This window comes from Maribacter sp. HTCC2170, assembly GCF_000153165.2.
Taxonomy (GTDB): Bacteria; Bacteroidota; Bacteroidia; order Flavobacteriales; family Flavobacteriaceae; genus Maribacter_A.
Genome location: NC_014472.1, coordinates 2912810 through 2926031 on the forward strand (window position 1 = coordinate 2912810; position 13222 = coordinate 2926031).

The 13222-nt window shown below is 33.1% G+C and carries 12 protein-coding genes; 8 read left to right on the top strand and 4 right to left on the bottom strand.

The window, feature by feature from the left end; translation table 11 throughout:
• The first annotated feature begins 2 nt into the window (after positions 1-2).
• The 3 genes from FB2170_RS12765 (at position 3) to FB2170_RS12780 (ending at position 2498) form a co-directional block, all read left to right on the top strand.
• Positions 3-449 (top strand): GNAT family N-acetyltransferase, encoded by a 447-nt coding sequence (locus FB2170_RS12765; RefSeq protein ID WP_013306986.1) that lies wholly within the window; start codon positions 3-5, stop codon positions 447-449.
• On the top strand, positions 449-799 hold the full coding sequence (locus FB2170_RS12770; RefSeq protein WP_013306987.1) for a hypothetical protein: 351 nt from the start codon (positions 449-451) through the stop codon (positions 797-799). Before FB2170_RS12765 ends, FB2170_RS12770 begins: the two co-directional genes overlap by 1 nt.
• A gap of 406 nt (positions 800-1205) precedes the next feature.
• Entirely contained in the window at positions 1206-2498 is a 1293-nt protein-coding gene (locus tag FB2170_RS12780; protein WP_013306989.1) for an alpha/beta hydrolase family protein, read from the top strand.
• 207 nt (positions 2499-2705) lie between these two features.
• On the opposite strand, the gene FB2170_RS12785 is transcribed toward FB2170_RS12780, so the two are convergent.
• Positions 2706-3389 carry a LytR/AlgR family response regulator transcription factor gene (locus FB2170_RS12785; protein WP_013306990.1) on the bottom strand — a complete coding sequence of 228 codons (684 nt, stop codon included), beginning with the start codon at positions 3387-3389 and terminating at the stop codon, positions 2706-2708.
• On the bottom strand, positions 3386-4387 hold the full coding sequence (locus FB2170_RS12790) for a sensor histidine kinase (RefSeq protein ID WP_049782653.1): 1002 nt from the start codon (positions 4385-4387) through the stop codon (positions 3386-3388). The genes FB2170_RS12785 and FB2170_RS12790 overlap by 4 nt, the downstream gene beginning before the upstream one ends.
• Before the next feature lie 176 nt (positions 4388-4563).
• Between FB2170_RS12790 and FB2170_RS12795 the strand changes: the two genes are divergently transcribed.
• From FB2170_RS12795 to FB2170_RS12815, 5 genes are all read left to right on the top strand, one after another.
• Positions 4564-6540, top strand: coding sequence for a serine hydrolase (locus tag FB2170_RS12795; protein ID WP_013306991.1), 1977 nt, complete (start codon positions 4564-4566; stop codon positions 6538-6540).
• 345 nt (positions 6541-6885) lie between these two features.
• Positions 6886-7977, top strand: a complete 1092-nt coding sequence (locus FB2170_RS12800) for a sensor histidine kinase (RefSeq protein ID WP_041632848.1) — start codon at positions 6886-6888, stop codon at positions 7975-7977.
• Complete coding sequence (locus FB2170_RS12805) at positions 7964-8686, top strand: LytR/AlgR family response regulator transcription factor (protein ID WP_013306993.1); 723 nt, start codon at positions 7964-7966, stop codon at positions 8684-8686. Before FB2170_RS12800 ends, FB2170_RS12805 begins: the two co-directional genes overlap by 14 nt.
• A gap of 117 nt (positions 8687-8803) precedes the next feature.
• The gene (locus FB2170_RS12810) at positions 8804-9412 is read left to right on the top strand and encodes a hypothetical protein (RefSeq protein WP_013306994.1); all 609 of its coding nucleotides are present in this window, start codon (positions 8804-8806) and stop codon (positions 9410-9412) included.
• 13 nt (positions 9413-9425) lie between these two features.
• On the top strand, positions 9426-11237 hold the full coding sequence (locus FB2170_RS12815) for a CocE/NonD family hydrolase (RefSeq protein WP_041633224.1): 1812 nt from the start codon (positions 9426-9428) through the stop codon (positions 11235-11237).
• A 301-nt stretch (positions 11238-11538) separates the two neighbouring features.
• On the opposite strand, the gene FB2170_RS12820 is transcribed toward FB2170_RS12815, so the two are convergent.
• Together FB2170_RS12820 and FB2170_RS17435 are read right to left on the bottom strand one after the other, a co-directional pair.
• Positions 11539-12789 carry a hypothetical protein gene (locus tag FB2170_RS12820; protein ID WP_013306996.1) on the bottom strand — a complete coding sequence of 417 codons (1251 nt, stop codon included), beginning with the start codon at positions 12787-12789 and terminating at the stop codon, positions 11539-11541.
• 257 nt (positions 12790-13046) lie between these two features.
• A complete protein-coding gene (locus FB2170_RS17435) occupies positions 13047-13220 on the bottom strand; it encodes a hypothetical protein (protein ID WP_013306998.1) in 174 nt (57 codons plus the stop codon).
• Positions 13221-13222 lie beyond the last annotated feature (2 nt).

Genomic DNA, 13222 nt, shown 5'->3' on the forward strand with positions numbered 1-13222 from the left:
CAATGATACGAGAATATAAAAATAGTGATCTAGAAGATGTAATGACCATTTGGTACGATGCACAAACAAAAGCACATCCATTTTTAAGTCAAAACTTTGTTCAAATGGTAAAGATGATGATGCGAGATATGTTCATTCCGAATTCCAAAACCTGGGTTTTTGAAGATACGGACACTGTGCTAGGTTTTATTGCAATGATGGACAATGAAATAGGGGGGTTGTTTGTTGACCCCAATGCTCAATCAAAGGGTATTGGAACTAGTTTATTAAAATATGTCGAGAGCTTTCACAAAATGTTGGAAGTAGAGGTCTTCGACCAAAATAAAATTGGAAAACCGTTTTATATAAAACATGGGTTTAAAACCATGCGGCAATACATGCACGCAGAATCCAATCAGAAGGTCATACGTATGCAACGCCTAACTGTTGAACCCAATACCGCAGAGTGATGAAATATTTCACCTTATTTTTTGCATTAATCGGAGTGATGGTAATCCTCTATGGAATTATTGGCCTGACTCTGGATATCATATCGTTGTACCAAACAAAAGGTGGCCATGAATACCCGTATGAAGGATGGACTGGCAAACCAGTAGATTGGGATGCTTTGGACCTTACCCAAACCGGGTTGGTAAAACGTGGTTATGTTTTGGATGTTCATGTGCATGGAACCACTGGAATGATAAGTTTCGGATTTCTTGGCTTTCAAAAAAACTGGCAAACTTTTTCAGATAGGGCTCTGAAGGTTCATAAACCAAAGGAAGCCTTTTTAAGAAGAGGCTTTGATCCTCAATTTTAAAGACAAATTCTATAATTGATACTATTATGAATGAACTAAAAATATACTTACGAATAAACAGCGTATTTTCCATGGTAACCGGCATATCCTTGGCTCATTTCTCAGGTTCCTTAAATAATTTTTTGAATTTGACAGGTAATGGGTATTTGTTAGATGCTATTGGGCTTAACCTCATTATATTTTCTTGTTTTGTTTGGTTTTTTTCTTCAAAACGAACTACGAATAATATATTAGTCAACCTTATTATTCTATTAGATGTAGCATGGGTCTTGGGAAGCTTACTCATTGTAATATTTCAATTATTCAATCTTTCTGTGAACGGATACCTTCTTATTGCGACTATTGCAGTTTTAATTGGATTTTTAGCTTATAAACAATGGAACGGTTTTAAAAAAACAAAAAACACATGAGTAAACTCTTCTTGATTCTGATAACTTTCTGCTTTCTATACTGTGGGAAAAAGTATGATACTTTGAGGCCGAATAAAGCTGGTACTTTCAGAGGAGAATTTAAGCACGGTAATTTCTCTGATAGTATTCAATTTACTATCGAACGAAACACGAATGAATTTAAGGTTTTTTTCAGCAGTTTAGCGCAGAAGGCAGTTCGTATTCCTGCTCAAAATGTCACCGTACTTGGAGATTCGATAAGCTTCTTATTACAGAGTGACCGGTACACTTATTATTTTAAAAATAAATGGATTAAGGAGTATTCCATAGTCGAAGGAAGTCTAATTGTTAAGACGGATACTACAAAATATCAACTAAGAAAGGTGTCCCCAATACAGTTAAATGATATTAGGGAAGAAGAAGTGGTTTTCAAGTCACACGGCAATCAATTGCAGGGGAGTATTTGGTATCCTGAGAAAGAGAGAAAAAAGGGCTTGGTACTACTCACATCTTCAGGACATGAAGACCGAAGTGCATCGCGAGCAGAGGCCATAATCTTAGCTAAAAATGGCTATACCCTTTTTCATTATGATAAAAGAGGTACTGGTAATTCAGAAGGGGAGTGGGAACCTACTTCAATCGAGCAATTGGCCTTAGATGATATCGCAGCTATCAGACATTTTTCGTACAAGACAGGTATTCCATTGGGTAATATAGGAATTATGGGTAGTAGTCAAGGTGCAACCAAGGTTCCCTTAATTCTAAATAAACTAACTCATTTAAGATATGGCGTTATGATAAGTTGTCCGGGTAGTTCATTGCTGGAAAGTGATCTTAATTTTTGGAAAAACCGAAATTCAGAACTGATTGGTGATGATTTGACAGAAGCCAGTCAAATCCAAAAAGCCGTTTTTGAACATATTTCAGGAAAATTACCTCGAAAAACATTGGAAGAAAAGATTTATCGCTTAAAACACAAAAAATGGATTTCTAAGATTTGGCTTCCTAAACTAGATGAAGTACAGATAGATAAGAAATTAAATTACAGTCCATTACCTCATTTAGAAAAAACCAAACAACCGGTTCTCATAATACAAGGTATGTCAGACGAAATTATTCCTGCGAATAGCTATAAGATAATTTCAAAATATTTGGAAAGGGCAAAAAATAAGGAATACCAAGTTATACTACTTGACAAAACTTCACATTCTATGAGTTATGATGAGGAATCAGATTTCCCATACTGGTCAAAAATTCATCCAGAGTATATTAAGACTATAAATGATTGGATCATTACAATGTATGACTAAGTGGTTTCGTATAAATAAATCTGTATCATAATGTCTTGTGTTATGATACTTTGCGTTGGTAAAATAAAGTATATGGTGCTCATTATTTTTAAATCGTTCTTCCAAAAAAGTTTCCTTTTAAAAGGTGAAAAAGCACTTATTTTGCGAGCCTACGATAGAAGGGAAGTGTAATGTGCGTGGATTGGGTTAGAATTAGAACGGGTATTTTCAAGCTTCCAACTTTTCAAAAACAGCAACCTTATACATAGCACTCACAGGTACCTTTTTATCTTCAATAAGTAAATGCGTTCGAGTGGCTTTTGTAGCTCTATTCAAATTGACAATGTATGATTTATGTGTACGTTGGAAATTTTTAGATAATAAAGTAGTGATATTAATAAGTGTCTCGGAGATAAGATACATTCTAGTATCTGTAAATATTTTTAAATAATTTCCGAAACTTTGTATGTAGAGAATCGATCTAAAAGGGACAGTTACCGGTAATCCGTCATGTTTTATGGTAAGTTCTTCTTTTTTGCTATTCGTTTTGGGTTCTGATATTTTTAGAGTTGAAACTTTATTTATTGCTTGAAGAAAGCGTTCAAGTTTTATCGGTTTCAATAAGTAATCCACCACGCCAAAATCATAGCTTTCTAACGCATACTCAGAATATGCCGTCGTTAAAATAACTTTAGGTGACTTTATCATCGAACGTAAAATCCCCATCCCATTAAGTTCCGGCATTTCAATATCCAAAAAAACGAGGTCAACTTTATTTTGCTGAATAAAATTCACGAATTCAATAGGATTCCCCGTGCTTAGGACCAATTCAAAGTTGTCTATTTTAGAACAATATTCTTCTAACACTTCACGTGCTAACAATTCATCATCAACTATGGCTATTTTAATCATTTCTCCAAGTCTGTTATGTCAATGGTTAAATTCACATGATACTCTTTCTCCATATCATTAATCTCTAATACATGAGCATTCGAATATAATAGATTCAATCGTCTCTTCACATTTTCGAGTCCCATTCCTGTTCTTGTCGATTTGGCCGCAATAGTATGTTTTGAATTTACAACATTAACATGAAGCTTGGTATTTTTAATGGCAACATTCACATCAATTGTACTCTGTTCATTGGTGGCTTGTGCACCATGTTTAATCGCATTTTCAACAAATGGAATGAGCAACATTGGCGCTATTTTATAATTTGATAATTCTCCTTCAATTAAAAATTCAATCATACAGCGTTTGCTTAACCTTTTTTCTTCAAGCAGTAAATAATTTTCTATAAATTCTAACTCTTCTTTCAGTGAAACAAAGTCTTTTTTAGCACTTTCTAATTGATATCTCATTAATTCTGAAAGTTGCATTACAACCTCGGGTGTTTCGGTAGATTGCTGCCTGGAAAGGGCGTAAATACTATTCAATGAATTGAATAAAAAATGAGGATTTACTTGTTCCTTTAGGTAGTTCAATTCCAGCTCTCTTTGCAATTTTTCCTTTTCACTATTTTCGCTTTGAATACGTATGTTTCTTCTCAAAAAGAAAACTGCCATTCCAGTTCCAGTAGTGTATAAAAAAAAGAAGAAAAATTTAGAAATAGTTATCCAGTCATAGCTGAAATTACCTTTGGTAGAAATTGCAACAAAGATGGTGGCAATAAGAAGTATTGAAAATAATATATAGCGTTTCTTGTCAAGGAAATAAGGAATGAGAATAAAATGATTGACCCAAATGATTCCCATGATGTGCACAGTATAACTCAAACTGTGAACAAATAGCGCATAATCAGAACCTAATTTGTCTTTAATAATCAAATTACTAAATAGCTCAAGGAGTAGCACCAACAAAAATGCACCCAGGTTAATGAGTATGGTATTTTTCAAAAACTTTTGTATCATGCTTTTCGTTAAGGGACAAAAGTACTGCGATCAAACACAAACTTTCTTAATTTCTTATAAAAGGCCTATATCAATGATGAAATGAATTTATCATTTAATTTCTATGCTTATCCTGTTTACTATATAAAATAGGGTTTATCCAATACTTTTATCCTGTATTAATAAATAATAAAACGATGAAAAACAAAACAGGAGCATCACTAGTAATCCTTTTTCTTGCCATAATAAATATAGGTTTTGCTCAAGAAAATAGTGAAATATCTTCCTTAGTATTACCACAAATCCAGGTAGTTCCAATAAAAGACTCCCAAACAGAAAGAAACTATGAATTGTATATAGAGTTACCCGAAGATTATGCTAAGGACCCTAATAAAAGGTATCCTGTCCTTTATTATACCGATGCAATGTGGCATCTCGAAATGCTATCTGGTGCTACAGCATATTTATTAGAAGATGTTATTCTAGTTGGAATTTCCTGGCAATTAGATATCAATGAGGAGCTAAAAAACGAAAGAGGAACCCATGTGAGTAGGTTTCGTGATTACTCGATAAGTAAGCACAGCAAACCGGAAGTTCAAGAAAAATATCAAATGGGGCAAGCGAATAATCATGTAGATTTTATTCGTAATGATGTTATGAAGTATGTTGACGCAACCTATAGAACTAATCCAAACAGTCGCACTTATTTTGGATACTCCCTTGGTGGTGAATTTGGTGCATATATACTCATGTCTCAACCAGATACCTTTAACAATTACATTCTTGGGAGTCCAACAGTTAGAGGTGAAGTTGATTATTTAACTGAACTCAATACTAAATTTGGACCTTTCGAGGCGTCAAATAAAAATTCGAGCCTTAATGCCAATGTTTTTATTACATATGGTTCATTAGAAGAAGAGAAGGTGATTGAACCTATCGATGCGTTTATTAAATTATTAAATGATAGAAGAGATAACGGTTTGTCGGTATTAAAAGAAGTGATAACTGGCACCCATGGAACCGCATTTCCTACGACAGCAGTTCGCGGTGTCGCTTGGTTGTCATCCTTGATGAATCATGTTTCAAGTGATGACCAAGGGGTATCATTCTGGTCTATTCCACATCTCAATAATGCATATATCAGTCAAACACCAGCCGACAGAGAAGATGGAATATCAGTTGATACGTTATCAGTAAATAGCAATGCTCAAAATGCCATTCTCAAAGTAGCTCAGGAAATTTTTGAAGGCAAATATGGGAGTTATGATGCTCTACTCATTTCACACAAAAACAAATTAGTTTTTGAATCCTATTATAAAAAAGGGCGTGTTAACTTGCCTCATGGACAAGCATCTGCCGTTAAAGGATATACCAGTATGGTTTTAGGTAGAGCAATTCAGATGGGTTATCTATCCATGGAAGATCTCAACAAACCTTTGATTCATTTCTTGAAAGAATTAGATCCTAATAAATTCACCCAAGGAGCTGAAAAAATTACACTGCATAAGGCATTGACCATGGAAGGTGGATTGACGATTGACGGAGAAAAATGGAAAGAAATTGAAAATGATTCTGTTCGTTTGAAAGGACAGGGGTTGGTTCAGACTTTACTTGAATACTCCGAGCCCATTACTGATGAGTCTCAAACCTATTTGTACGGAAATTATAATCCAATACTAGTAATGTCTGTTATTGACGCCGTTGTTCCAGGAACGGCTGAAGAATTTATTAAAACTGAGCTACTTGACAAGCTTGGCATTACAGAATATAAATGGTCAAATCATGTTAGTGGTTTGCCAGAAGCAGGTTGGCGTGCAAGTATAATGTCTCGCGACATGCTCAAATTGGGTAATTTGGTTCTCAATAATGGTAAATTAAACGGTGAACAACTCATATCCCAAGCCTATCTTGCCAAAGCCACTAGTGGAATTTTAAGACCGGCTATAGATTGGATGCCCAAGAATTATCTATATGGATATTTTTGGTACTATACACCGGTTCAGGTTGGCAATAGAAGTTATACTATGACACTGGCTTGGGGAGGTGGCGGACAACGTGTTATGGTCGTAGAAGAACTTGACTTAACCATTGTCATCTCAGGTCACGACAGGGATGATGACAAAATAATGAAACCCATTTTTGAAACCGTCATGCCTGCATTTGTAGGACAATAATTGTCATAAAAACAATAAACCTAACATTACATTCATAAACCCGATTTTGTATCGGGTTTATGTATTAAAACAATTGTACCATACTGTGTTACGGTAGGACACTTCACTTTCATTATAATTTTCATCTATAAAGTTTCTTCTTCGGTTTAATGGAATACTCTTTTTGTTAAAAAGGCAGAGATGCGGATGCAAAGTTTAAGTAAAATGGTATTAGGTTTTCTTTAATCTTCTTGTCTCTTGAGCTAGAATCTATAACATTATATAAAAAAGCACCTAAACCTTATATCTTACGTTCCTGTACTTTTCCTTTCACTATTTAAAAGTATTTCGTTGTTTTACCTAAGAATGGATATTATCAAAAAAACAAATAATAGTAATACTAGAATATCTCTTTATTGGAAATGCCAATTATTAGGCTGGAGTATCGTTTCTTTGTATTGGGCATATACTGTATATACAAGAGATAGTTATGGCGTTTTTTATACGTTGTTAAATTATATATTAGACATCTCTATAGGTATAGTATTGACACATAGCTACAGGCGATTTGCCTTAAAAGCAAAATGGAGTAATTTACCTATTAAACCATTACTATTCCGTTTAGTGCCTACTATACTTTTATTAGCTGTTCTATATGTGTTAATGAACAATTTAAAATGGCATGCTTACTGGACTTTTATTGCTGGCGAGGATAAAAACTTTATAGAATCTATACTTTTTTGGGATCCAATATTACTAACTGGACTACGTTTAATGTCAATTTGGATATTGGCATATCACTTGTATCATTATTATCAAAAAGAAGTTGTAACAGCTAAAGAAAATGCACAGTTATCTTTAATAGTTAAACAAACCCAATTAGATAATTTATCAGCTCAATTAAATCCACATTTCTTATTCAACTCTTTAAACTCTATTAAATCATTAGTAATCGAAAACCCTAAAGTTGCTAGAAGAGCTATTGATTTATTATCAGATTTATTACGTTCATCGTTATATGAAAAAGACAAAGGTTTAATACCTATTAAAAATGAACTTTCTTTAGTTTATGATTACATTGAATTAGAAAAAATGCGTTTTGAAGAACGACTTCAACTAAAAACTAATATTGATGACGAAGTAATAAATTATATGATTCCTACTTTAAGTATTCAATTGCTAGTCGAAAATTCGATTAAACATGGAATCGATTTAACCGTAGGTGGTGGTGTAGTTTTCCTAAAGATTAAAAAACATCATAACAATATTCAAATTTCAGTTGAGAGCCCTGGAATTATGAATCATAATGAAAGTGTTGGGTTAGGTCTAAAAAACTTAAACAAGCGCATAGAGATTCAATATAAAGGAAGGGCTAGTTTTAGTCTAACAGAGAAAGAAAATGACCTTGTATGCGCTGAATTAATAATTCCAATGAACATAGACAATGAAAAGATATAAAACCATAATCATTGATGATGAACGTTTGGCGAGAGAAGAAGTAAAGCGTGCATTAGAAAAACATCAAGAGTTTGAAATTATTGGTGAAGCAAGTCATGTAGATGAAGCCATAGCTGCAATTGAAGAATTAGAGCCCGATATATTGTTCTTAGATATTCACATGCCAGGGAAATCTGGTTTTGATTTATTGGAAGAATTAACAAAAGTGCCAAACGTAGTTTTTACAACAGCATATGACCAGTATGCCGTAAAAGCTTTTGAGATGAATGCGTTGGATTATTTAGTTAAACCTTTGAGAGATGAACGTTTTTCTAAAACTATTGAAAAGGTAAAGACAGAACTATCAAAAAGGGTAACATCAGAACCTAGAACCTTATCAATGCACCAAAAGATATTCATAAAAGACGGTGAAAATTGTCATTTTATTCCACTATCCGATATTCATTTTATTGAATCTTTAGATAACTATGCACGGCTTTATTTTGGATTGGACAAGGCGATGATTAAGCGTTCTTTAAATTTATTAGCTGAGAAATTAGACCCAAAAGTTTTTTTCCGTGTTAATCGAAGCCAAATAATTAACATACATTACATTAAAGAAATCCACCCATACTTCAATAATAAATTACAAATTATATTAACTACTGGAGAAAAAGTAGAAGTATCTAGTAGGCAATCTGTTAAGTTTAAAAACTGGAATAGTTTATAAAGGAATAATCGATTAGATTTCTAACGCTCAATTGCCTTTATTTACGCTCCTGTACTTTTCCTTTTTTGATTAAAACCAACACGCTTACTTTGTGCTATACTAATTAAAAATCATATTATGGATTATTTTAAAATAGCATATCAATTCACGAAAGTTATCTCTTTAACTCTAATTTCACTGTCATTTTCTTACTGTGAAAATAATGCTGCAATCGCAAAACAACCAACGCTATCCGACTATACTATTGGAGAAAAATGGACTTGGAAATACAAAGGAGAAACAACTGCAGGAGAAATACGTTCAGACGGAGAAGATACTAGAGCAATAGTGATTTCGGATGGTGTATTAGGCATGACAATAGACAACGACACTATTCCATTAGCAGACATAGTAAAGCCGGAAGAAAGCGAAACACCAAAATACAAATGGCCTTTAGAAGTAGGAAAGAAGTGGAAATATGAGAAAAATTGGACAAGTCAAGATGGAACTACAGGAGCGCAAAGTCAAGATGTAGAAGTGCTATCCTTTAAAGAAGAAACCGTTGGCGCAGGAATCTTTATGGCTTATACTATTCAATACAAAGGAACTGTTTCAAATTCTAGAGGTTACAATGCAAAAACAGATGAAGTTTGGTTGTACGCTCCAGCAATTAAAAACTTTATTAAAATGACTCAAGTTCAAGACGGTTTTTCTTATACCGAGGAATTAATTGAATATTCAAAATAAAGCAATCATTAAAATGAAATCAATTCAAATATTTAAGGTCATTTTATTCCTGCTAATTGTATCGTTGGCTTCTTGTAATTCTATAAAAGAAGTACAGCAAGAGCCAAGAAAAGTTAGTAGAGAAGGCAAAGAGTATTTTGTGCAAGATTCTATTCTAATTTCAACTAGAGACGGTGCTAAAATATCTGCAATAATAGTTAGAAGTAAAGCTAAAAAAGAACTACAACCAGCCATATTATTTCACACTATATATACACGTAAATCAGATATTAATAAAGCCTTTGAAGCTGCAGAGAAAGGATATGTAGGTGTTGTATCTTATACAAGAGGTAAAAACTTAAGTCCAAATAAAATAACTCCTTATGTTCATGAAGGTAACGATGTGTACGATGTCATAAATTGGATTACAGAGCAGGAGTGGAGCAATGATGAAGTAGGTATGTATGGTGGTAGCTATGTAGGTTATGTGCAATGGGCTTCTATGAAAGATAAAGTGCATCCAGCGTTAAAAACTATTGTACCATCTGTAGCTGCTGCTCCTGGTATTGCCGAGCCCATGGAAAACGGCGTTAATTTAAACTTTCATTATCCTTGGTGGCATTATGTAACCAATAACAAAACCTTAGATACTGTTTCTTATTATAATGGCAAACGTTGGAATGATTTGTATTTCGATTGGTATAAAAAAGGAGTAGCTTATAAGCGTTTGGATAGTTTAGAAGGAACACCAAACCCCGGTTTCAATCAAAAATTAGAACATCCTGCATTTGATGATTATTGGAAAAGTATAACCTTGTATAAAGAAGATTTTTCTCAAATTAATATTCCTGTCTTAAGTACTACAGGGTATTATGATGGCGGACAGTTTGGATCTATGTACTACTTAAAATCTCATTACAAATACAATAAGAACGCTGAACACTATCTCGTGATAGGTCCATATTCACATTTTGGAGCGCAACAGATTCCTGAAAAAAACATTTTAGGGTATTCCATAGATCCGGTAGCGCAAATAAATATTACCAATTTAATTTTCGATTGGTTCGATTATATTTTTAAAGATGCTCCTAAACCTACAATTTTAAAGGATAAAATAAATTATCAAGTGATGGGAGCAAATACTTGGAAACACGTATCATCATTAGATAAAATAGCTACAGATTCATTAAAGGTATATTTTGGTAAACAGCGTTCTGGCGTAGCATTTAAATCAACCTACAATACTGGGAATTTGGGTATTAATGAACATTTTAGTTTGTCTAATGATTCAGACGCTACGAGTTATATTCAACAAGAAATTGATTTTTCAGATCGTGGTCGATTTTCTTGGAATTTAAGCGGAGATCGCAGCATAGTACTAGAAAGTTTGACAGTGGGAGAAGGATTTTCTTTTGTAACAGACCCCTTTGAAGAAGATGTAGAACTTAGTGGTGCTGTAAGCGGAGTTTTAAATGTCTCCATTAATAAAAAAGATTTTGATTGCAACGTATTACTTTACGAGCAAACGTCAGATGGAAAATTTTTCAGCTTAACATTGCCTTTTACTACTAGAGCTAGTTTATCTAAGGATATAGAAAACAGAAAATTACTTAACCCAAATGAAAAGACCTCAATACCCATTCGCAATTTTAGAATGACCAGTAAAAAAATTAAAAAAGGAAGTCGAATTATTGTTCTAATAAACGGAATTAAAAATCCTTTTACACAAATTAACTACGGAACAGGCAAGGAGGTAAGTGAGGAAACTATTTTAGATGCTAAAGAACCTTTACTAATTAAATGGTATCATGATAGTTATATTACGATTCCAATTAACAGGTATTGACTTCTTTTAAATAGTATTGAATTACATATAACTTATCGCCATTTAATATAACCTTGGATTATGAAACAATTTTGTTCCATAATGTTCCGCGTTATGTAACTTGAGCTTTGGTTAAAAGCGAAAGTTGTTACAATCTTCCCTTTTTTTCTTTCTAAATCTTCTTTAAAAAGGTAATGGAACACTTATTATACGAGCCGACGATAGGAGGGGAGTGTAATGTGTGTGGAATGAGATTATTATTAAAAGTTCATTTACTCATATTTGCTGTCTCGATTACAATGGAAGAATTTTACTATGTAGATTAATTATCTCTATAATTACCATAAAGAATCACATCAGAAATTATATAACGTAATTTATCTTTTAAATCATAATCTAGATGTAACTCTTCTGCCTTATTACACATTACCAAGAGCTTTTTAAAATTACTAACTTCATTATCTATTTTTCGGTTGAAGATATCGGAAAGCTTAGTAATAGACTTAAAACTGCTTCTAGGTGATTGAATTTTAGAGAGAATTTTTACTCGGAGTTCATCTGGATTTTTGATAGCCTTTACACTATTCAATTCTGCAATAAAATTATCCGTCGTGTTAAGTATGCCATCCATTTCTTTCAATAAGACAAAAACATTCTCTGGTTTTGTATTATGATTTATGACCAACGAACTATTTTCTATCATAGAATCTTTCTTTGGTATTAGATAGAAACCTGTAGAATCCTTTTGCATAACATTGATAACATTGACAAAATTTAAAGAACCAGTCCCTAAATCATTTGTAGTGATTTTAACAGCTGTTGACACTTGCCCAAACTTACCCGCATCTTTTGTATGTCTTTCAGAAACAATGATTTCTAGTTTTGACTCACTTATTGCTGCGCTTGTTATTTTATATTCAATGCCAAGATTAGCTTTCATGTTTTTATATAGACTTAGCATTCCAACAACGAAAGTAAAATCAATTCCATACTCATAATAACGGCTTGATGTAATACCACGTAGGTAAGTAACATCTTTGTGGTCAACTAAGCGATAGCTCCTCTCCTTATTGTATCCGTCACTATTCTTGGCCATTTCTTTAAAATACTGAACATTGTAGTTAGCAAGTGAAGCTTGACCGATTTTAAATAAGTTGTTAGCATATTTGGTCATGGCATACTCGTCTAAAAATGTATTTTTAGAATCATATAAAGCAATTGCCTTTAAGTTTTCTTTCACTTCATCAATATCAACATACTCTTCAAAATTGAAAATAATATTGGTGTCGCTACTTCCAGAAACGGATTCTTCGTATACATTAATATCTTTCGTCTCTGCTAAAACTTTATAACGATTATAGTTTGTTATAAAATGATTAATTTTTTTGTAAATCAAATCAATGAATTCAATAGCAATGAATTCATTTTTAATACTCTCAACATCAAACATTTTATAAATAGCTTCCTTGTAAGGGTGATTTTCAATTAAAGAACATAACTTCTCTATTTTAATTTTGCCCGTACTGTTATCAGCATCAAGGTATTCTTGTTTTTGTTTAAATTTCTCTTCCATAATATTATTCTAAAAAGCAGTTTATAGTCTTGCTAAGGACATTAACTAATTATGATTTTAGTAATACTGACAATGCTAATAAGCCAAAAGCAACGGTAACAATTGTTCCTATTGTTTTTGCCTGTTCGCCTTTAGCCGTGAAGCACAAATTTTTTTGGCAAATACTAATCTCATCTTTTGAAAATTTGCTTAAATGCATAATTTCAAATTTTGATAGTTAAACAATTCTCTCACATAGAGCCCGAGAGATTTTAGGCTTACTTTTCTTTTCTAACGCCCTTAAACTTACCTCCTGTAGTCTTCACATCCATGAATCTTCCTGTTTCAGCATCTCTCTTTACAAAGAGGTTTGTTTTTGGATTTAAAACTTGGGAACGACCTTTTACAGCTCCTTTTCTTGCGTTGTCTCCTGTTGGTGGATTTTTAGCCATTT